We start from the raw sequence: 23,037 nt of genomic DNA on the forward strand, positions 1-23,037 counted from the left end.
TTTAATTGGTACTATTATATCACCAAAAAGAACCAATAAAGACCTTAAACTTTAATCCAACCCTAAAGTTTCCATAAAAATCAATTACCCGATATTGGCACAGAATTTGCATATATAAAAGCATTGAAGTGCCAATGGACTTGAAAAGGAGGGAAACAGCAGAATACGAAATAAACAGATGATAGTCGATAGGCCGGCAATATTTTGTAAGCGTATTACTTCCATGCACTTATTTTAAAAACAAAGGAGAGACACTTATGAGCCAAATAGAAGAGAAGGCTGTTTCGCTTGAAACAAAGGGAGAAAAAGAGAGAAAAATCAATGTTTTTGTATTGCTGCTCTGCATTCTCGCAATAGCAACTCTATTCACTTACATTTTGCCGGCCGGGGAATATGCAAGGATTGAAGCAGATGGACGGACAACTGTTGACGCCAGTTCTTTTAAATGGATAGAATCTGCACCGGTCGAATTTTTCGATATGATAAAAGCGATTCACACCGGAATGGTAGAAGCCGGAAATATTATCTTTTTCTTATTGATAATCGGAGGATTTTTCGGTGTTTTAAGAGCAACAGGAACGGTTGATGTGCTTATCGCCACAATGGCTCGGAAGTTGGCGACACGTGAAAAGCTATTGATTCCTGTCGTGATGCTGTTTTTTGCTGTAGGCGGCTCCTTAATGGGAATGGCGGAGGAAACACTAGCTTATCTTCCTCTTATCATTCCGCTGGCGTTGGCTCTCGGATTCGATACAATTACTGGAACCGCCATCGTCATTGTTGGGGCATTGTCAGGGTTCACGACTGCCATCATGAATCCATTCACAGTAGGACTTGCGCAAGGGATTGCTGAATTGCCGATGTTCTCAGGAATAGGGTTGCGCCTTATTTTATTTATTATCGTCTACCTTGTTTCCGTTCTTTATATCCATCGTTACGCAATGAAGGTAAAGAAAAATCCTTCCATCGGAATCTATGGAAAATATACAAAAGAAGAATCGAAAAAACTGCTGCAATCAAGTGTGAAGTTAACAGCGAGACATAAGTTCATCTTAGGCAGTTTCTTAATTAACTATATCGTCTTGGCGTTTGGAGTCATCAAGTTCCAATGGTACATGACAGAAATCGCTGCCTTATTCATTATATTGACAATTGTAATTGGAATCATCGGAAAATTGTCTGCAGATCACATCGTCAGCTCCTTTACCAATGGATCTGCAGCCTTGCTCGGCGGCGCTTTGATAATAGGCGTATCACGTGCCATTCTTGTCGTATTGAATGAGGGACATATCGTCGACCCTATGCTGCATCAAATATCTGAAGCTATTCAGCATATTCCGGCCTATTTAAGCGTTGCCGGCATGTACAGCTTCCAAACTCTCATTCATTTTATTCTAGCTTCCGGCACCGGTCATGCGATGTTGACCATGCCAATTATGGTTCCGCTCGCAGACTTATTGGATATTACACGCCAAACTGCAGTGTTGTCTTTCTCTTTTGCGGACGGAATTGGAAATATGATTTTCCCGACCGCAACCACCTTGATGGCGGGCTTGGCAATCGCGGGCATACCATGGACGAAATGGGCGAAGTGGATTCTGCCGCTGGTACTCATTCAATATCTCATCGGATTGATAGCTGTCATCTCGGCTCACTTCATCGGTTATGGTCCATTCTGATATAAAACACGAATTAATAACAGGAGGAGAAACGCATTGCTTACTTTAATAAAAAATGGCGAGATATACTCACCCAATTACTTAGGACGGAAAGACGTTTTGATTACAGGCGATAAAATCGCATTCATAGATGACAGAATCGAGGTTCCTGAAAACTTTGCCCCTATTCAAATCATTGATGCGACCAATCTTTTGGTTGTTCCAGGTTTCATAGATTCACATGTTCATATTATTGGCGGAGGCGGCGAGGGCGGATTCAAAACCCGCACCCCCGAGCTGATGCTTACGGATATTACGACTTCAGGTATTACAACGCTTGTCGGCTTGCTTGGTACAGACGGGACTACGCGTAGAATGGAAAGCCTGCTTGCCAAGGCCCGGGCGCTTGAAGAAGAGGGTATTTCTTGTTTCATACATACAGGTTCCTACCAAGTGCCAGTAAAAACATTGACAGGAAAAATCGAAGATGACCTTATTTTTATCGACAAAATTATCGGTGTCGGGGAGATTGCCATCTCCGACCATAGATCATCAGAACCCACTTTTGAGGAATTGACAAAAATCGCCGCAGCGGCACGCAACGGCGGGATTCTGTCAGGAAAAGCAGGTATATTAGAAGTTCATGTAGGAGACGGAGATGGCGAGCTTTCGTTGTTACATGCAATTGCTGATAAAACCAACATCCCGATTCGGCAGCTCCATCCGACACATATCAACCGTAATGAAGAATTATTCAAGGCGGGAATTGATTACGCTAAGCGGGGCGGGTACGTAGACTTTACTACAAGCACCATTCCTCAGTTTCTGGATGATGGCGAAGTGAAGTGCAGCCTGGCCTTGCGCAAGATGCTTGAAGAAGGGATTCCAGTCGGACACATCACCTTCTCTTCAGACGGGCAGGCAAGCCTTCCATTTTTCAACACCCATGGGGAGTATGCAGGCCTTCAAGTAGGAAAAGTATCTTCGCTATATCACGAAGTGCGTGATTCTGTTTTAGAAGAAGGAATCCCCCTTGAAACGGCACTGAAGGTCATCACCACGAATCCCGCACAAGTGCTGAAACTATCAAACAAGGGCAGTATCCAAACCGGGAAGGATGCTGATATCGTATTATTGCAAAAGGAAACTTTGGCAATCGCCACTGTAATGGCAAGAGGACAAGTTATGGTAGAAAAGGGCATTCCGTTGGTAAAAGGAACATTTGAATAATTTAGACAGAATAGCCGTTATCGAAAAATTTTTACGTCTCGGGTTGTTTAAGATTCCGTATTAGGGATCACCTGGAATTAATATTGTGAAGAATTGCTATAGAGGCGTTGCTTAAAACAAACTAAAAAGTCGAATTCCTAGCTGTAAAGGATTTCGACTTTTATTTTTTTGCAGCCATATTGGCCTGTCCCCTTTGTTGAACTATCAACCTATTGCTTCATTAGGGAACAAATCCTGTTAAGCCTCGAAATACTTTATTTTCAAGGGATTATAATCTACTTTTCATTTCCATTAAAATCAGGATAATCGAGACCCCTTATCTATCACAATTTACATTAGGGGTCTCGCCTATGTGCTTTTTAATTCATTTCTTCAGAAGAGCCTTGTTACTAGATATAGGTCAACCAAATAAGGAAGTACTATGTATCGGCTGAACTTTCGCCATAGGATCAATATAGGCTTTAGCATTATTAACTGCCGTAGGACCTTCCCCAAATCCAGAAGCAATTAATTTAACCTTTCCATCATACGTACAAATATCCCCGGCTGCGTAAATGCCTGAAATATTTGTTTCTTGTTTGGAATTAACGATAATTGCATTTTTATTGATGTTTAGACCCCATTCTTTAATCGCACCAAGAGAAGAGACAAAGCCGTAGTTAATAATTAAATCATCTACGTCAATCACTTCTTTTTGTTGAGTCTTAGTGTGTTCTAAAACAATTTGATTAATCTGATCTGCTCCAACCAGTTCGGAGGGAATATAAGGTGTTTTGACTTCAACAGAGGAATTCAATAATTTTTCTACACTATGTTCATGCGCACGGAATTTATCTCTTCGGTGTATCAATGTTACCTTTTCAGCAATCGGCTCTAACATAAGGGCCCAATCAACAGCAGAATCTCCACCACCTAGAATCGCCACTTTTCTTCCTTTAAAGCGGTTCATATCATTCACAAAATAATGCAAATTCTTATTTTCGAACTGTGTTGAATCTTCCAATTCCAGTTTACGAGGCTGAAAAGCTCCATTTCCAGCAGTAATGATCACTGATTTAGAGAAATGAGTATCGAGGTTTGTGGTGATCTTAAATGTTCCGTCTGCTTGCTTTTCCATCTGTTCAACTGCTTCTTCAAGACAGATTGTTGGTTCGAATACTTTCATTTGTTCTTTTAAATTCTCTATCAATTCCTGTGCCCTTACTTTTGGAAATCCAGCTATATCATAAATGAATTTTTCGGGATAAAGAGCCGAAAGCTGTCCTCCCAATTGAGGAAGACTTTCAAGGATTTTCACCTTTGCTTGCCTCATTCCCCCATAAAACGCCGTAAACAAGCCAACTGGGCCGCCGCCAATAATTGTTATGTCATAGACCTTCTTTTCTTCTGTCAATGTAATCACTCCTTGTTCTTCTAGGTTGGTTGTTCATACTGAACATAGATAAAGGGATAGACTTAATGATTATACGAGTAATCCTTCCTTTTTCTCGTTCCAACAAATGATGGATAAAGACTGTTGAAAATCCACCATTTCTAAAACACTAGACTTTTCAATTTCCTAATTAATAAATCTATACATCTATTATCAATAACAAAAAGGCATTAATGCTTGTATCTAGAAATATTATTCAAATTTATTAGGATTGCCATCAAATGACGCTTGAGCTACTTTAATAGAATCGGTTGGACATCCTTCTGAAGCATCTAGCATATCTTCCTCTAGTTCATCAGGTATGATCGCTGCCCCAACATTATTATCCAATATAACAAACGCAATACCTTCTTCATCGTAATCATAAATATCCGGAGCTGAAGCACCACATGCTCCGCAAGCAATACAAGTTTCTTTATCCACGATTGTATAGTTAGGCATTTTTACTATCCATCCCCTTCAATAATCTAAGCTTCTGTTTTTTACAAAGGCATTTCTAAATATGGTTTAGAATCCTTTAGCAATTCCAAATTGTTTTATTCTTACTCACTCAAAAATTCCAAAATGCTCGAATTGAACTTTCCAGTATTTTCCTGATAACACAAATGACCTCCTTCTGGAATTATCACTAGCCGGGAGTTTATTAGTTCTTCATGAATTGCTTCCGATTCCTTTATAGGAGTTACAGTATCCAACTCACCACAAATTACAAGAACAGGAACATCTATATGAGATAACAATCTCATTTGATTCAGATGATAAAGTGAATTGGCTACCGAACGATATCCTGCCGGTCTTATCTGTGTCATGATCTCTTTTACTCGCTTATAGACTTTTTCTGAGGCATGGGGAGATAGCAATGCTTTTATCCTCTTATCCGCTATCTCCTCAGTAGAAAGGTTTTCAATTGAAAATAATCGATTTTTCAATTTCGTCTCGTTCTCTTCAGGGGTTAGAGCAGCAGCCCCTCTTGTCGAGTCGGCTAATATAAGTTTATTAATCCTATTAGGGTACAGGCTACAGTACTCTATCGCAATTGCCGCTCCCATCGAATGGCCGAGCAGATGGATTTTTTCCAACTTTAGCTGATCTAGCATGCCGTTCAGAATACGTGCAAACTCTTTAAAATTTCTAAATTCTTCTGCTGGATCTGAACTTTTCCCATAACCCGGAGCATCCCATGCAATTACTGTATAATGCTCCTTTAATTCCTGGATTTGCTCCTTCCATGACTGTGAATTATTACTCATACCATGTAATAATACTAAAGGTTCTCCATTACCTTCTATTTCATAATGAATACTTAAATCTTCCACTTTTACGTATGGCATAATATCAGTCCCCCCCCTTATTTATTTTTGGCATTTCGTTGAACAATACAGTTTAAGACTGCTGAACTTTTCAAGGCAAATCTCTAACTCTTAAAACACCTATTCTTGATAAATCTTTCTTAAATAGTGAATGATTTACTCCATTTATATTTCGCTTGGAAATAGCTTTCGTTTTGATCTGATAAAGAAAGTGCTTCCATTCCTGAAGATAAGCAGGAAATTCCTCTTCCGTTCCTGTCTTACAATTTAGCTAAAAACAGTATTAAAATCTTTGTCAGATTAGCCAAGTCCCCGCACTGACAATCCTCCGTCGCTGGAAATGACTTCACCTGTGATCGCACGTGATTCGTCAGATGCTAACAGTACATACGCCGCAACGTGATCTTCCGGCATCTGGGCGAGTTGAAGAATATTCCGTTTTTTAATGCTGCTTGCTTTCGTATCATTATCGACGATTTTCACAAATGGACGCAGCGGTGGAATCACCGTGAGTGCTGTCAATGTACCCCCTGGTGCTACCGCATTTACCCGGATAGAAGGAGATAGTTCGAACGCAAGCTGGCGCATCAATCCAATTTGGGCGTGTTTGCTCGCTGTGTACCAAACACCGCCGCCATCTGGATAAAAACTTGCACCGGACACGGTAAAAATAATATTGCCATTTGTTTTTTTCAGTTCTTCAAGAGCGGCTTTCGCTCCGAAAAAAGAGCCTTTTACGTTAATATTGAGAAGAAAATCATACGCTTCGGAAAGCGCCTGAGGAGTCACATCGGCAAATTTGGCAAATCCATCGAACACGCCGGCATTCGCAACGAAAACATCTAACTTTCCGAATTGCTCAACAGTAGCTTGGACCGCTTGCTCATTGTCTTCGTATTTGCTTACATCTCCCTGATAAGTAAGGATATTTTCACCAAATTCTTCTTTCATTTTCGCTAACGTGTCTTTAGAGCGGCCGATAATGCTCACTTTTGCCCCTTCTTGTATAAAACGGCGTGTGACAGCTTCTCCTATTCCAGAAGCTCCCCCTGTAATCAATACGACTTTATCTTTTAAGGCCATGCCCATTGTCTCCACCCTTTCTGTTATCTTTCAAACGTGATGAACGGTTATACAAAGATCTAGGTTCCAATCAAGTGTACGTTTCTTGTAAGCTAGCAAATATTTTTTCAAAAATTACCACACGTTGTTTTACATATAAAACTATGTTTTTTTATATAAACAATTCTAAAATGTAATCGCTTTATTGTCAATGTAAGCTGTAAAAAAACTGAAACCATCGTTCGGGAATAGGTTACTTGTTCTATATCAATCTGTAGTTATCCTTACTCCTGTGTACTCGTCAATAAGAAACGTATTATATTAACCTTTTAGCGCTCTATAAAGTTATTTTGTTTCCTGTCGTATTACTTAGGTGAGATTCGGCAACTTCTTGTTTAATCATAAACAAGTACGCCACAAACCCAAGAGTGGCTGCTACAATCAGCATGGCAATGGAGGGACCAAAATCACCGCCAGACAAATCGCGGCTCCACCCCATAATATAGCTTGAAAATCCACCCATAATATTTGTGAATCCCATTAAACCGGCTGCGCGGCCCGCTGTTTCAGGTGTTGAAAATTTGATGATGAAGAAATTGGTCAGATGAAACATTCCTCCCTGAGTTCCCATGGCGAGCCCCATTGAAACGCCTGCCAAAATAGGATTTGGTGCAATGACAGCGATTGTCAAAAATACAGCTGTTAGTATGAAAAGAATCGTCGCAAGCAAACTCGGGCGCTTCGTTTTGTCCGCCAGAAATCCGCCAGCCAGGACAAATCCAAGCGCGAATAGCCACGATAATGAAGTAATACCAGTCATTGCTTCCCTTTCAAAGCCTTTGGCCTCAACGAGATATGTAGGCAGCCAAATACTGATTCCAAAGAAAAGAAAGGACGACATCAAATTGCCAAACCAGACAACCCAATAACGATAATCCTTTGCGAAGAATTTCTTCGACTGCACATCATCCGCTTCGTCTTTTTGGCGAATATAGGAGACTTCTTCTTTACTCATGCGTGGATGTTCTTCTGGCGTATTACGAGTCAAAAACAGGAACATTGGAATATTTATAAACAAGTTAAAGGCGGCGAGAGCAAAGAACGCTGCCTGCCAATGAAACGTTGAAATAATTAGAATGAGCATAACTGTACCCACTGCCGGGCCAAGGTAGTTTCCAGTAATCCAGAATGACTGTGCCCTGCCAAGCTCTCGTTTATTAAACCAATTCGAAATGAATTTACCCGATATCGGGATCATCATACCTTCCCCAATTCCGAGGATGACTCTACTAATTAAAAACATTTCGTATGAAGTGGACAGCCCTCCCATGACCATTGTCGCTGTCCATACCAGTAAACCTAAAACTGCTGTTTTCCGTGCCCCTAACTTGTCGATAATAACTCCCCAAAAAATGTTGGAACAGGAGTATGAAATCATGAATATAAAGGAGATCAAGCCAATTTTCGCATTTTTATCCGGGCCGGTTAAACCAAGATCACTTAAAAATCCCGGATCGGTTTGGATAACAGAGATACCTACTTTATCAATCTGACCGAAAAACCAGAAGAAAAAAATAGGAATCGCAATGTACAACCATCTTTTTTGACCTTGTAACATGTTATTTCCCCCTTATAATAGGCTCTTTGAATGCGCTTTCATGATTTTCGATAAAGAAAATGTCTATCATACTATCAAACTTCACCAACTCCTCCTTTCAAAAGATGACAGCAACTCTTGTTTTATATAAAAAACAATGTTACCGATATTTAATGTTATATTGAATTTTCATAATAGTCAATAATATTCAGATTAATATTTTTCCAACAGAAAAAAAGTAGTTTTATATACAAAACGAAATAAGGTATTGTTTCGATAAAAAAAAGAAACAATACCTTCTCTTCATTGACTTTCCCTGTATCACATAAAACCGGATAACGTTTCTGCAAATTCTCGAGCCTTAGGTAATGCAATTCAATAATTATTTTTTGAAACTTCATTAACCGAAGCGAGAAAATGTCCATCATGCCCAAAAAACCGGAGATGCTGCGGATTGAGATTTACTAGGTCTAGAGTCCGTTCAAGGAAAAGGTTTTAACCGGGGACAGTATGGCGGTTTCTCCATAGGAGATAACCATGTATCCCTGTCCAACATCCCAACTTATGTTGCGGCTCGAGTTGAATAAGTTACAATTCGTGAACCACCATTTCACACTTCCGGTAACCCCAAAATCGAAAAATGATTCTTCACTATCCGCTCATTCATTGTCTTTCTTTTATAACGATTCTTTATAAATATATAAAAATTAACTATTTTTATTATTTATCACTCAATGTTAACCTTTTGTTATACGATATTTGAAAGGATGAGAGATGAATGACTATACAATATTCTCAGTTCACAGTATTCGGATTGGGTCCCATCGGAATTGAAATTCTACGCAGTGCTTACCAAACCAATCCACAATCGATTATCGGTGTTGTCGATATTGATCCCGATAAGGTAGGAAAGGATATTGGCTCATTAATCAATGAAAAGGAAACGAACAAGTGTGTAGTCTCCCATATACAGGAAGTAAATACTGAAGCTGACCATCCTATCGCCCTCCATGCAACCGGTTCTAACGTACAACAAGTATGGCCCCAAATCAAAGAGCTTCTAGATCACGGCTTTTCAGTGGTTTCCACCTGTGAACAGCTCTCCTTCCCTTGGCATCGCTACCCTCTACTTGCAAATGAAATAGATGATTATGCTAAAGCAAAAGGACTTAGTGTCATTGGGACCGGAATCAATCCAGGGTACATCATGGATACTATGGCCATTTCTTTTACAACAATATTGACCATGGTTAACCACATTAAGGTCAATCGTAAAGTTGATGTTTCGAAAAGGCGCCTCCCCTTACAAAAAAAGGTCGGAATCGGGATGACCCGAGAAGAGTTTGAATATCTAGCTGAACGGAATAAAATTGGGCATGTAGGTCTTGAGGAGTCTGTCAGGTTAATCGCTTATGGGCTGAATTGGAAACTATCAAGTGTAAACAATACCATTGAACCAACGATTGCAAGCGAAAATATGACCGTTCCGCTAACTACCTTAAAACCAGGGGATGTTATGGGGCTTCATCAAATTTCCACGGGCAAGACTGTGGACGGAAAGGAAATTACCTTGGATTTAACGATGTCCGCAGGAATTAAACAGGAAGATGAAATCGTTATTGAGGGGAACGAAACCCAAAGGTTGATTGTTCCAAACGGCATCTTTGGAGATACCGCAACCGCTGCAATGATTATCAATACCGCTAAGCAAATTGATGCCCTTCGTAAACCAGGTTTACTTACAATGGCTGACATCGGGGTGCCGAGAAATATAAATCAATCTGACTTTGTGCGTATTTAATGGCTAACCAACAATCTTGCGTATAAATCTTACGATATCAGAAAAGGTGAACCCCGAATGGTTCACCTTTTCGATTTGGCTCAGTATTTACTCCAAGATCAAGAACGACAAAAAACCACCATAAGCGGTGGCTTTACTTCCTATATGTAGGAATTGACTATCTTATGTAAGTTATCTTATTTCAGGAAAATATATTCCGAAAATGACATGATTTTTCTATCTTCATTAATTTGTTTGAGAACCAAGTTTCATGGAAATGGCCTTGGCTGCTTTCGTTACTTTGTCTATCAATTCAGGCAAGCGATCTTCCTGAAATCTAGCTTCAATCCCAGCCACACTAATACCAGCTACTATTTGACCTTTACCATTGAGTATCGGTGCACTCACCGCTTTTGTATAATCCTCAAGTTCTGATGAAGTTATCGTGTAACCATTCATTCTCGCTTCATCCAAAGCTTGACGTAGTTTAGTTTTTTCCGTTATCGTTCCAATGGCGATTGGTTTTAAATGAATCCTTCCCAAATAATTTTCACGCTCTTCTTCTGGCAAATACGCTAGGATGATTCGAGAATCGCCAGCGTACAATGGCGAACGCCTTCCAATAGATGTATAAAGACGAACGGGATGCAGGGTGTCCACCTTTTCAATATACATCGCTTCATCCTTATCCCTCACAATTAAATTCACTGCTTCTTCAACATCATCCCGAAGGTCTTTCATGATGGGATAGGCAATTGACCTGATATCCAAACGCTCCCCTACCAGTTGACCGAATTGCAGGAATATCAGTCCTAGTGAATAATGGCCAGCATCGTCCTTTGTTAAAAACCCCATTTCTTCCAATGATCCCACCATACGGTGTAACGACGTTTTCGGCAAATTGGAAAGTTCCATCATTTCATTAAAGGTCAGTTTCGGATGATTTATGAAAAGGGTTAGGATTTGCATGGATTTCACGACCGTTTTGTTATGTGCCTGCATACATTGTCTCCTTTCATGATACATGTTTTCCTTAACTATCATTCTATTATAAAACATGGAAGAAAGGATGTAATACCTTCAGTAAAATATATATTCAAGCGGGAACAAAAAAAGAAAGCACTCTTTAAGAGTACTTTCTCATCGTTTGCGTACTTTGCCGAAGGAATTATCCAGCCATTTGTTCAGGGCTAAGGAAATCGAAACCTGCAATTCCTTCAATTGTTGTTCTTTTTGAAGGAAAAGCCGTTCAGCCTCCTTTAAGTTCACCCGTGAGAACTGAATGGATTCCCCTGGTTTAACCTGAGCGATACTTGGTAAATCTGCCGTAATCACCTGAGCTATCTTAGGATATCCCCCCGTTGTTTGGCTATCTGCAAGGAGAATGATCGGGTTTCCATCAGGAGGAACCTGAACGGACCCATTTGTGACCGCTTCAGATAATAACTCCCCATTATCCTTTAATTCCAGTGTGGGGCCTGATAATCTATATCCCATGCGGTCGGATTGATTGGAAACTTTAAATGACCCCGCTACAAAACTATCTTTACTTGAATCTGTGAAATATTCATATTGGCTTCCATCGATGAAACGGATTAGAGGTTTTCCTCCTTGCATGAACTCCTTCTCATTGACAAACCACTTTGGGAAGGAAAATGAACCTTTGTACGCCCAATCACCTAGAATCTCCGAAGGTTCATTAAACGCCAAGACATCGTCAGCCTTTAATGCCCTCCCCATAAAGCCGCCAATCCCAGCCCTTAGATATGTGCTTTTACTCTCCATAACTTCAGGAATAGCGAAGCCTCCCGCCACTGTTAAGTAAGCCCTGCAACCTGATTTACACCCTTCAAATCGAAGTATCGATCCATTTTTTACAAGAATAGGCCTCCACATCGGTACAACCTGATTATCGATTGTAGGTGATAAGTTTCCACCCGTTATTGAAATCAGGCAATTTTTCTCGACTTTAAAGGTCGGCCCCATTAATGTAATTTCCAAGGCAGCTTCTCCTTCTTCATTGCCAACCAACATATTGGCAATTCGTAAAGAATGTCCATCCATTGCCCCGCTTACAATCACCCCATGTTGCTGAAATCCTTTTCTTCCAAGATCCTGTATACTTGTCAATAATCCCGGTTTGATTACGTGCAGGCTCACTGTACCCCCTCCTTAAGGATCATTTCTTTATATTCTTGATCCGAAATCGGATGGAATTTCACAATGTCTCCTGCTTGTAATAGACTTGGAGGATTTACATTTGGTAAAAATAGTTTGGTTGGCGTCTGTCCGATTAATTGCCATCCACCAGGTGTTGATATAGGATATACACCCGTTTGCATACCGGCGATTCCTACTGCCCCTGCCGGAATGGTCATTCGGGGAGAGGAACGCCTAGGTGTCGCGATTTCTTCTGACAGTCCGCCAAGAAACGGGAAACCTGGTGCGAACCCAATCATATAGGTTAAATACTCCCCGGTTGAATGAATATGAATGATTTCATCAGTAGTCAAATCATTATAACGGGCAACATATTCCAAATCCGGTCCATATTCCTTCCCATAGCACACGGGAATGGAAACTGTTCGATGTGAGAGTTTCTTATCTTCTTTTAAATCCCGTAATTTCATTTCCAAGATGGAACGGACCACTTCATAAGGAGACATGGCTTCCGTATCATTGCTTTGTTTTTGATCCTTATAAACAACAAGTGGATCATAAAAAACCGTCAAATTAGTAAAAGCAGGTACACATTCTATAAACCCGGCAAAAGGTTCATCTTCAAGTAATTCAATTAACAATTTTATTTTTTTGTGTATGCTGTATTCCATTCCATTCCCGAATGTAATCACGATTGCGGAATCGCCCAATGGAGAAAGTGTACATGCAGTTATATTCAATAGCTTTTCCGGCATAGGGACTCATCTCTTTCTGTAAGTTATAAAACTCCTAATTTTTCATCACGAATGTCCGTTATGAACATATGTCCAGGTGCATGCGTGATCATGATCTCCGGTTTGGTCTCCATAGCAATGGATTGCGGCGTTACACCACATGCCCAAAAGACCGGGACTTCCCCATCACGAATCGTTACTGGATCACCAAAATCCGGATGCTGAATGCTGGAAACACCGATCGCTTCAGGGTCACCAATATGGATTGGAGCCCCATGAACTGCAGGAAACCGCGATGTCACTTGAGTTGCCCTCACCACATCCTTTTGTGGAATCGGCCTCATGCTAGCTACCATTTTCCCATGAAAAATCCCTGCTTCAATACACGGAATATTAGTTTTATACATAGGTACATTGCATCCCTCTTCAATATGACGAATCGATATATCATTATTCAAAAGGGCGTGTTCGAATGTAAAGCTGCACCCGATTAAAAATCCAACCATATCGTCTTCCCAGTAGTTTGAGATATCCGTTACTTCTTCCACTAATTCTCCATATTTATATACCCTATATTTAGGAATATCGGTGCGTATATCCCCAGAATTCGCTGCAAATGCGGGAATGGGTGAACCTATTTCCGTAACGTCCAGCAATGGACAGGATTTAGGGTTTCGCTGACAGAATAATAAAAAATCAAAAGCATGCTCTTTTTTTAAGATGGCTAAGTTCGCTTGTGCATAACCGTTAGCCATGCCAGCAGTCGGTTTTATCAATTCGTTGTTTCGAATCATTGAACGCAATTCAGCCGGGGTAGCTTGAGAAAGATCGATCATTAGTATTCATCTCCAATTAAGAACTGGCAGTCAGTGACAAACTGGCACGCCACCTCCACCTGTGTTTATTTGATTTTCATTCATTAATCATTAAAAAAGTGCGGGCAGTTGTTTCATTAATGTATATACGCCCATTAACGCCATGATGACTACCACGAATACACCGGAAATCGTTAACCATAATGGATGCTTATAATCACCCACGATGTTTTTCTTATATGCGGCAATCAGCAATGTTCCAAGCGCAATTGGTAAAATGAGTCCATTAATGGCCCCTACTACAAGCAGTACTTTAACCGGTTGACCAATTAATAGAAAGCAAATGGTCGATACGACAATAAATCCAATGATTATCCAGTTAGCCTTATTATTTATTTTTTCGCTGAATGTTCTGATAAATGAAACGGAAGTATATGCCGCTCCAACAACTGATGTGATCGCGGCAGCCCACATGACGACACCAAAGATTTTATATCCTACATCACCGGCAGCGAGTTGAAAAACGGATGCTGCAGGGTTATCCGGATTAATTTGTAGACCTTTCGATACAACACCCAATACTGCTAAAAATAATGCAACCCGCATGACCGTAGTGATCAATATACCCACTATCGAACTCTTTGTGACTTCAGGTAATGCCCCAACACCTTTCACGCCTGCATCCAAGAGACGGTGTCCCCCTGCAAATGTAATATAGCCGCCTACAGATCCACCCACTAATGTAACGATAGCAATAATATCGATTTTATCAGGTGCAAAAGTCCTCACTACCGCTTCCCCGACTGGAGGAGAGGTTGTCCAAGCAACGTAAATCATCAAACAAATCATGAAAAATCCGGCAATTTGCGTAAAACGGTCCATCGCTTTTCCTGCTTCTTTCACTACGAAAATCAGTACGGCGATGACTGCGCTTATTGCCGCCCCGGCTGTTGGGGATATTCCCGTCATCGCATTTAGACCTAATCCAGCTCCTGCTATATTTCCAATATTAAATGCCAGCCCGCCCATAACGATCAATGCTGCCAGTACATAGCCCAACCCTGGAAGGACCATGTTTGCAATTTCTTGACCCCTTTTTTCGGATACAGCAATAATGCGCCATACATTTGTTTGGGCAAATATATCAAGAATGACCGAAATAAGAATAACGAATCCAAAACTTGCCGCAAGACTTTGGGTATAAACGGTTGTTTGCATTAAAAAACCAGGTCCTATTGCTGATGTTGCCATTAGGAATGCCGCACCTAACAATAAAGTGCGGTTTGTTTTTGGCTTAGTCGGATTCTTTTTCTGTGCTGTTGCATTTTTGATTGGCTCCAATGGAATCTACCTCCTGATTGTTTTAATTTTTTCAAGAAAAGGACTTGACTGTTATTTCAGATAATTTTAAAGATTCTTTAACATGCCGTGCAAAGGATAAAGCATGTGCCCCGTCCCCGTGAATACAAATGGTATCTGCTTTTAAAGCCACATCTGATCCTTGTTGAGACAGAACCTTCCCTTCCTTCACCATGCGAATGACTTGGGCAACGGCATCATCATCGTTTTCGATCAATGCGTCCTTTTCCAATCGGGAAGTCAATGAACCATCATGTTGGTAGGTACGATCAGCAAATACTTCACTCCCGGTTTGCAATCCGATAGCCTGTCCGGCACGTATTAATTCACTGCCCGACAAACCAAATAAGATAAGCTCGGGATTCACTTTATATACCGCTTCGGCAATGGCCATGGACAACTCTTTGTTCTTTGCGGCCATATTGTACAAAGCCCCATGCGGTTTCACATGCTGCATACTTCCGCCTTCTGATTGCAGAAAGCCATTTAATGCACCAATTTGATAGACGACAATATCATAAGCTTCCTGTGGTGAAATATTCATATTGCGTCTGCCAAATCCTATTAAATCCTGTAAACCTGGATGGGCTCCGATTTTGACATCTTTCCCTAAAGCAAGCTGAACCGTTTTTCTCATGACTGTCGGATCACCAGCGTGGAATCCACAAGCTACATTGACAGATGTTACATAATCCAAAATCTCTTGATCATTACCAATTCGGTAAGCGCCAAAACTTTCTCCTAAATCACAATTCAAATCAACCGTGTTCATACTACCCTCTCCTTTACTAACGGAAATTTCAGTAAATAATCCATATAAATATGTAGGTACTCTTTCATTCAGTTAAATGCTTAAGTTCCGAAATTCGGAATTAGAGTTTCATATTTCGGAATATTTTCATTTTAGCATATTTTAATTATTTCGACAATATTTTGTTAGATAACCTAACATTACATTTGGATATAAGTAATAATAAAAAAAGCCGTTGTTTCCTTTGAAAGGAAGCAACGGTCATGATTACAGCACTAAAAATTTGAATATATTTATGACATACAATTTTTAAATCGATTAATAGAAAACAATGAAATATCTTCCTTGCTCGTACCGGAGATAATCAAGTCACTCAAAATTTCACCCATGACACTGCTGAATTTAAAACCGTGTCCAGAGAAACCTGCCGCTATAGTAATGTGTGGATAATAAGGATGTTTATCCACTATAAAATGCTCATCAGGGGTCATGGTGTAGATGCAAGTTTTCCCATATTTCATTTTTTGATCAGCAGGCATATATTTCCGCAAAAATTCCACCAAATCTCCCTCATCTTCATCCAATTCACCAAAACCCTCGATACAGCCATCAGGATTTATGCGTTTTCCCCCATCATGTCTCCCTATCTTCATTCCAGAACCATTTATACTAGGAAAGCCATAGTATGTACCAACTGAAGTATCAAAAGTAAAAGCCGGAAAATCATTATGATTATATAATTTTTCATTTGCATGAAACCAGGCAAATGTTTTTCTAATGGGTTCTAGCGGCAAATTCAAATCTAACATCGCCAATATTTTCGGTGCCCATGCCCCAACTGCAACCACTAAAGATTCAGAGTGGAATGACTGTTCATCCGTTTTAATCGTGACCCCATTGCCATGAACAACTATCTTCCTTACTTCACTGTTTACAATGATGTCTGCACCATGCGATTTCGCAAGTTGGTGATACGCTCTTAAGCACTCTTCACTTTTCAACACGCCCGAAGTAGATTCATAGCACCCAATGTAGTCTTCTGGCAGTGTTATTCCAGGCCATCTATCATGAATTTCATGTGAATCCAAGATTTTCATAGCTAGACCATATTCCTTTGAGCCCGCTTTCACTTGTTTAATGAAAGTGGAATTTTCGCTTCCAGCATTCAGGACCCCCGTTGGAAGAAATAATTGTTTTCCCGAATTTCTTTCCAATTCACCCCATAGCTTTTGGGATTTAAGTGCCAAAGAAATATACTCCCTGCCTTCACCGTAAGCATGTCTAATAATTCTTGTTTCCCCGTGATGGCTGCCCTTATTATGAGGAGGAGCAAAGGAATCCAATAATAATACTTTTTGTCCATTTTTTGCTAGATAGTAACCTGAGGACATTCCCATAGATCCAGCTCCAATTACAATTACATCATAGTGCATCTTACATCCCTCCACCTTTAAATATGATCCTTCATTTTAAAAAAAGGAAGCCATTTTACCTTATTAAATAAAGTAAAACAGCTTCCACATGGTTTTAGAACTCTATTTCCCCGATCGACATTTCAACGAGCTTCACTATTTCACCTTCATGAATTTGCCTATAAATCGCTTCAATGTCAGGATGGAAAAAGCGATCTTCTTCAACCCTCGGGACTTCGCTCCGAACTAAATGATATACCCTCTCCGTAACCGGTGACGGTTTCAATGGTAGATGAAAATCCATCGCTTGCGTTGCCGTCATCAGTTCAATGGCTAAAATATATTCAAGTTTCTTCGAAATCCGATAGGCTTTCTTCGAAGCGAAATAGGCAAAACTTATCACGTCTTCTTGATTTGCGCATGTAGGGATATTATCTATTGTGGCTGGATGCGAGAGCACCCTGATTTCATTTAATAGCCCGGCAGCTGTATATTGTGGAATCATGTAGCCACTATTTAAACCTGGATTAACCACTAAGAAATTAGGTAATTCACTAAGGTGATGGTTTACAAGCCGATCTATTCTGCGTTCTGTTATTTTTGCTAAGTTTGCTAACGCTATGGAAATCGTATCTGCGTATATCCCAACAAATGACCCATCAAAATTGCCAGCCATTAGTGCAAATCCATCTTCCTCTTCCGGAAAAATCAGAGGATTGTCACTTACAGAGTTCATCTCATTCTCGATCGAAACAGCAGCGTCTTTCAATACTCTTTTTATGGCTCCATGGACTTGTGGAATGCATCGTAAGCTAAGTGCATCTTGTAATCTATGTTCCTTGTAAGTATCAATGATTTGGCTGCCTTCAAGAATCCTTGTTACATTTCTGGCTGTCTTAGCCTGTTCCTCATGTTTTTTCAATGCATGGGGACGGGGATCAAATGCTTTTATTGTACCTTTTAGCACTTCTAATGACATAGCTCCCGTAATGTCCGCGGTTTTTGCTGCTTGCATGCTATTGTATAAAGCCAGGACAGCCATCGCAGTGACGGAAGCAGTTCCGCTTATAAGAGCCAATCCTTCCTTACACCCAAGCGTAACTGGCTTCAATCCAGATTGTGCTAACGCATCCTTTCCCGGAAGAAGCTCACCATTGTACCACGCCCGTCCCTCCCCGATTACCAATAAGGACATATGTGCTTCAGGAGACAGATACCCCACTGACCCCTCACCTGGTACATAGGGAAGTATATCGTGATTTAACAGGGAAGCGATAAGCTTTAAAACTTGTAAACGGACCCCTGAATAACCCCGGCCTAAATTCACGAGGATCATCAATTGAATGGCTCTTACGACTTCTTTTTCAAGAGTTTCCCCTACTGATACAGCATGTGAACGAACAATATTCCGTTGAAGGGTTTCTGCGTCTTGTGGAGAAATAACCTCTGTCATATTACTGCCAAAACCTGTCGTTACACCGTAAATCAATCTATTATCATCTAAAAACTTTTCTATTAAGCTTCGTGATTTATCCACCCTTTCACAATATGCCTCAGTGAAAGTTACTTTTGCACCATACCTTGCAACCGCAATTACCTCTTGGATTGAAATGGGACAATTCCCTAGTACAACCTCTTTAATATCCATAGGGTGTAAACAATCGGCTGTTGTCATCCTTACACATCTCCTCTCATATGACTCATCAAGAAGGAGAAAAAATTTTGGTCCTTCTCATTTATTTGCTGCAATTAATCTTATGTTATTTTTTCTTTTTCTGTAAAGGGAATATCGGTTTCCATTGAAGAGTGCTCCGCTTCAAGTAAAGGATTACTGGCATCATTAAGTGAAAGCGATTTAGTCTCAGGTGCCCAAGCGATCGATACAATCAAGCCGATCAGCAAAATAGCTGCCATTCCTGCCATTGATGCACTTAATCCGAATGAACTTAAAGAAACAGGCAGCAGAAATGTTCCAATCGCAGAACCAATTCGACTAATTGCCGTAACCATACCTATTCCAGATCCACGAATCTCAGTTGGAAAAAGCTCTGCTGGGTATACTAATGTAAGGTTCGATGCTGCTGACATGAAAAAAGTAAAGATCAAGAAGGCTATCAACATTAAGAATTGAGAACCATTGTGTAAGAAGCTGAGTGAAAACAATGAAACGGTAAGGATCGTGAAAGCCCCGATGGTAAATCCTCTACGAGAAAATTTTGCAAGCAACCAAAGACCAAAAATTGCCCCAACAAGCAAGAATAGATTTAACATTGTATCGGCAAAAAAGTTTTGTTCAAACCCCATTGTACTTAGTATGGACGGTAGGAAAGTGTAGATTGCAAAGTACGGAATAACAAGAGTCAATTTGAATATTCCACCAAAAGCCAAACGCTTACGAAGCTTTTTACTGAAAAGTCCACGAAATCCCAGAGTCTTTTGATTTTCAGTGCCAGTTGTCGTTTCTCCCATTTCAACGTTCGATCCAAGGTGTTTTTTTACGATCTGGCGAGCTTCTTCGACACGCCCCATGCTGACAAGCCATCTTGGTGATTCAGGCGTTCCTATTCTTAAGATCAAAACCACAATAGCCGGAATGGCAGCACTGACAAGCATCCAACGCCATGAGTCTGAACCAACCTGTCCCAGGTAATGACCAACAAAGTTAGATGCTACATATCCAAGCGTCCATACTACGTTTATGGACGCGAGGAGCGAGGAGCGATACTTTTTTGGTGAAAACTCGGCGAGTAAAGTCGTACCGACAGCGTAATCTCCTCCAAGTCCAAAACCAATTAGCAACCGTAAAATAAAAAGCTCTTCTGGACTGCTAACAAAAAATTGTAAAATAGTAGCTACCGTGATAAGTAAAAAGTTTACGAGAAAGATTTTCTGTCTGCCTACACGATCAGAAAGTCTTCCAAGTAGTAAAGATCCGGCAAACAGACCGATTAAAGCGGAACTGCCGATCAGCCCTGTCCACATAGCATTCATGTTCATTTGAGGACCGAATACTGTCAATGCCATCGCAATGATCCCAAGGGAATAGCCATCACAGAAGCTTGAACCGAATGTAAGTCCAGCAATTCGAAAATGAAACTTATTAAATGGGGCATCGTCTATAGTGAATTTTTGTTCGTTCAAAGAATCCCCTCCATTTTTTGATTTATCAGATTTATGGATCAAAAAAACTTTTACTGTACTACTCCGGTATTGACACTAAATTAAATGAATAGATTTCAGTTCACACTATATAATGATATTTTACTGACCTTACGAATCAAAGAATGTACACCTGCATGCATGTTAAGAATTTGTACTTACAGATAGTTTTCATTTTATGGTTAAGTCTAGTACTATAATGAAAATCCAGCAATAAATATTATAAATTAATAATCTTTTTATAATTTATTTCAATTCATTCTACCTTTTTTGTCTTTTTATTTATGACTATAGGTTTTAAGATTCGACCGATTGTAAATCATTGAAATAAATGACTTCACTAAGGATTTTACAGCCTTCTATTACCTCAAATTTTTCCCTAGCTTCCTTTTCTGAGGTAAACTCAAACATTTTTATGCCATTTTTCGAATGGATGGTGATTACCCACATAAAATTCCCTCCACATGGAGATTCATTTCCACATTTTCCTTAAAACACTTTCACTTAATCTCACTGTAAAGCAGTAAAGTGTTTAACGCTGACAAATGGTAGGATGATAAACCACCATCCTACTAACCAGCACCATTACATGTGGATAATACTTCTACCAATTCATCTGCTGAAATGGGTAGACATTGACTGAAGATCAAGGCCTTATCTTTTTTAGTGATTCTTAAAGGCCAGTCAGGCTTTAGGAATCACTCTTCACAAATGGCGTTAAAGAGGGTTTTTACTCGACAAATTCATGCTCACGGCCTTTATTATCCTATGGAACCGCATGGGCTCTCATAAAAGGAGGAACTAGATCAATCGGATGCTCCTCTTTTAAATTTCTTCTGAAAGCGAAATACATAATCCGTAATCAATATACATCCATTTATGCCATATCTTAGCTAACCATATTATTGGTGGTTTCCGATGAGTTACCTTGTTTGCCAGGCTTCACAAAAACCATGGCTATCATGCCAATCGTGACGGCTATTGATGCTGCAATAAACATGGCATTATATCCATATATGGCGACAAGACTTCCTGTCAAGGTAGGGGCAATAATGGTAGCCAGATTGGCAATGAAATGAGTTACCCCGCCAAATGTTCCAGCTTTATTCGGTTCTGTATCCAGAACTACGATCCAATAAATGGAATTAGGAAAATAATTAAAGGCATTTCCTATACACATTAAAGCAAGTACGGCCGCCGCACTCTCAACAGTCGGAATCAACATAAAACATACAGCTGTACAAAATAAGGAGACTACTGTGAACCAAGATCTGGCAATACGTAAATTCCCTGTTTTTCTACGTAATATATCCGAGATTTTACCACCTAATAATCCAGTGATAATAGCTCCTACCCATGGAATCATACCAATATATGAAAGAGAAGAAAGTGAATAATTAAATTCATCCTGCAGATATTTGGGGGTCCAGGTAAGTAATAAGATATTTACATATAAAAAGGCAAAATATCCAATTGCATTAAATACTAACGTAGGGTTTTTAAAAAAATGGTACCATGGTACATTTATTTGTTCGTCTAATTTCGTCTCACCTTTTATTAAAATATCCGCTCTTCGAATTTCTTCTAGTTCGGTTTTCGAGACTCTTGGATGATCTTCAGGTAAGTTTGTAAATACTTTGTTCCAAATTGCTACCCAAATAAAGCCTAATATACCGAGAATAACAAATGTTACTTTCCAGTTAGTGAATGTTAGAAGACCTACTACGATGGGTGCAGTAATTAATGCTCCAATTGGCGTTCCAACTAATCCAAGTGCTACAGCAAACCCTTTTTCTTTAGGAGATACCCAGTTTGCCATTGTTCGGTTCATCGTTGATAAGGTAGGTCCTTCAGCTAAACCAAATAAAACACGAAACACCGCAAATCCTGCCAAGGCAGAGCCTCCAAATAATGCTGCACCTATGTGACCTGCGAATATTGTCCCAATTTCAAAAAAAGACCATGTAGTTCCGGCAATGATCCACATGAATTTAGGACCTTTCTTATCTGCTAAAGCACCACCAAATAGTGCACCGAATATATATCCATATCCAAAATACCCCAGGATTGCTCCCCAACTTACTGGATCTAAATTGAACTCCTTGATTATTTCAGCTTGGGCATATGAAAGTGCACCTCTATCAATATAATTTATGATTGTAATAACAATAATCATAAAAATGATAAAATAACGATAGTTATTTCTCAACATGTAATCACTCCTTGATGTTTGTTAGAGAGCAGCAATACTGACTGATTTTAAACATTAAAACAGTAATCTTAAAGCGCTAAATCTAGTCTGCATTATGCAGCCTGTAATAAATTGCAGCCATGAATACCCTGGTCTTGACTGTTTCGATCCCCATAGAGTAGCTCGGATCAAGACAGAAAAAATCAATTTGCATGACAATCGGATACTGGCCAAATTCTAGTAAAGTATTAAAAAACACATTAACAGGCATTCCAACATGGGTAGAAGCATGTATACCAGTGCAACTGAAATATCAGATACATCTCTTGCTTTGGCAACTTGGAATACTGTACGTATCAAAGCCTTTTTACATCCACCAAAATTCCA

At 39.9% G+C, this 23,037-nt stretch carries 19 protein-coding genes; 3 read left to right on the plus strand and 16 right to left on the minus strand.

Annotation, left to right across the window (positions count from 1 at the left end; translation table 11 throughout):
• Window positions 1-257: 257 nt before the first annotated feature.
• On the plus strand, window positions 258-1,679 hold the full coding sequence (locus QFZ73_RS00210) for a YfcC family protein (RefSeq protein ID WP_307261750.1): 1,422 nt from the start codon (window positions 258-260) through the stop codon (window positions 1,677-1,679).
• A 36-nt stretch (window positions 1,680-1,715) separates the two neighbouring features.
• Window positions 1,716-2,888: a beta-aspartyl-peptidase gene (gene iadA, locus QFZ73_RS00215; protein WP_307261752.1), complete on the plus strand. Its 1,173-nt coding sequence runs from the start codon at window positions 1,716-1,718 to the stop codon at window positions 2,886-2,888.
• A gap of 400 nt (window positions 2,889-3,288) precedes the next feature.
• On the opposite strand, the gene QFZ73_RS00220 is transcribed toward iadA, so the two are convergent.
• The 5 genes from QFZ73_RS00220 to QFZ73_RS00240 form a co-directional block, all read right to left on the minus strand.
• Window positions 3,289-4,281, minus strand: a complete 993-nt coding sequence (locus tag QFZ73_RS00220) for an NAD(P)/FAD-dependent oxidoreductase (RefSeq protein ID WP_307261755.1) — start codon at window positions 4,279-4,281, stop codon at window positions 3,289-3,291.
• Between the two features lie 231 nt (window positions 4,282-4,512).
• Window positions 4,513-4,761 carry a ferredoxin gene (locus QFZ73_RS00225; RefSeq protein WP_307261757.1) on the minus strand — a complete coding sequence of 83 codons (249 nt, stop codon included), beginning with the start codon at window positions 4,759-4,761 and terminating at the stop codon, window positions 4,513-4,515.
• A gap of 101 nt (window positions 4,762-4,862) precedes the next feature.
• A complete protein-coding gene (locus tag QFZ73_RS00230; RefSeq protein WP_307261759.1) occupies window positions 4,863-5,651 on the minus strand; it encodes an alpha/beta fold hydrolase in 789 nt (262 codons plus the stop codon).
• Between the two features lie 279 nt (window positions 5,652-5,930).
• Window positions 5,931-6,713, minus strand: a complete 783-nt coding sequence (locus QFZ73_RS00235) for an SDR family NAD(P)-dependent oxidoreductase (protein WP_307261761.1) — start codon at window positions 6,711-6,713, stop codon at window positions 5,931-5,933.
• A 316-nt stretch (window positions 6,714-7,029) separates the two neighbouring features.
• A complete protein-coding gene (locus QFZ73_RS00240; protein WP_307261763.1) occupies window positions 7,030-8,310 on the minus strand; it encodes an MFS transporter in 1,281 nt (426 codons plus the stop codon).
• A 757-nt stretch (window positions 8,311-9,067) separates the two neighbouring features.
• Between QFZ73_RS00240 and QFZ73_RS00245 the strand changes: the two genes are divergently transcribed.
• Entirely contained in the window at window positions 9,068-10,090 is a 1,023-nt protein-coding gene (locus tag QFZ73_RS00245; RefSeq protein WP_307261765.1) for an NAD(P)H-dependent amine dehydrogenase family protein, read from the plus strand.
• Between the two features lie 225 nt (window positions 10,091-10,315).
• On the opposite strand, the gene QFZ73_RS00250 is transcribed toward QFZ73_RS00245, so the two are convergent.
• The 11 genes from QFZ73_RS00250 to QFZ73_RS00300 all read right to left on the minus strand — a co-directional run bounded on the left by QFZ73_RS00250 (window position 10,316) and on the right by QFZ73_RS00300 (window position 22,671).
• Complete coding sequence (locus QFZ73_RS00250) at window positions 10,316-11,071, minus strand: IclR family transcriptional regulator (protein ID WP_307261767.1); 756 nt, start codon at window positions 11,069-11,071, stop codon at window positions 10,316-10,318.
• A gap of 138 nt (window positions 11,072-11,209) precedes the next feature.
• Window positions 11,210-12,229: a 5-oxoprolinase subunit C family protein gene (locus QFZ73_RS00255; RefSeq protein ID WP_307261769.1), complete on the minus strand. Its 1,020-nt coding sequence runs from the start codon at window positions 12,227-12,229 to the stop codon at window positions 11,210-11,212.
• Entirely contained in the window at window positions 12,226-12,984 is a 759-nt protein-coding gene (gene pxpB, locus QFZ73_RS00260) for a 5-oxoprolinase subunit PxpB (RefSeq protein ID WP_307261771.1), read from the minus strand. The genes QFZ73_RS00255 and pxpB overlap by 4 nt, the downstream gene beginning before the upstream one ends.
• A gap of 23 nt (window positions 12,985-13,007) precedes the next feature.
• Window positions 13,008-13,799 (minus strand): putative hydro-lyase, encoded by a 792-nt coding sequence (locus QFZ73_RS00265; protein ID WP_307261773.1) that lies wholly within the window; start codon window positions 13,797-13,799, stop codon window positions 13,008-13,010.
• Window positions 13,800-13,889: 90 nt separating this feature from the next.
• Window positions 13,890-15,029, minus strand: a complete 1,140-nt coding sequence (locus QFZ73_RS00270; RefSeq protein ID WP_307272493.1) for an NRAMP family divalent metal transporter — start codon at window positions 15,027-15,029, stop codon at window positions 13,890-13,892.
• A 121-nt stretch (window positions 15,030-15,150) separates the two neighbouring features.
• Complete coding sequence (gene pxpA / locus QFZ73_RS00275) at window positions 15,151-15,909, minus strand: 5-oxoprolinase subunit PxpA (protein ID WP_307261775.1); 759 nt, start codon at window positions 15,907-15,909, stop codon at window positions 15,151-15,153.
• A gap of 272 nt (window positions 15,910-16,181) precedes the next feature.
• The gene (gene solA, locus QFZ73_RS00280) at window positions 16,182-17,321 is read right to left on the minus strand and encodes an N-methyl-L-tryptophan oxidase (protein WP_307261777.1); all 1,140 of its coding nucleotides are present in this window, start codon (window positions 17,319-17,321) and stop codon (window positions 16,182-16,184) included.
• A gap of 94 nt (window positions 17,322-17,415) precedes the next feature.
• Window positions 17,416-18,975, minus strand: a complete 1,560-nt coding sequence (gene hutH, locus QFZ73_RS00285) for a histidine ammonia-lyase (protein ID WP_307261780.1) — start codon at window positions 18,973-18,975, stop codon at window positions 17,416-17,418.
• Between the two features lie 80 nt (window positions 18,976-19,055).
• Window positions 19,056-20,441, minus strand: a complete 1,386-nt coding sequence (locus tag QFZ73_RS00290; protein ID WP_307261783.1) for an MFS transporter — start codon at window positions 20,439-20,441, stop codon at window positions 19,056-19,058.
• A gap of 315 nt (window positions 20,442-20,756) precedes the next feature.
• Window positions 20,757-20,909, minus strand: coding sequence for a hypothetical protein (locus QFZ73_RS00295; protein ID WP_307261785.1), 153 nt, complete (start codon window positions 20,907-20,909; stop codon window positions 20,757-20,759).
• Window positions 20,910-21,348: 439 nt separating this feature from the next.
• Window positions 21,349-22,671, minus strand: coding sequence for an MFS transporter (locus QFZ73_RS00300; RefSeq protein WP_307261787.1), 1,323 nt, complete (start codon window positions 22,669-22,671; stop codon window positions 21,349-21,351).
• Between the last annotated feature and the right edge of the window lie 366 nt (window positions 22,672-23,037).

Source organism: Peribacillus sp. V2I11, from assembly GCF_030817135.1.
Lineage (GTDB): Bacteria > Bacillota > Bacilli > Bacillales > DSM-1321 > Peribacillus > Peribacillus simplex.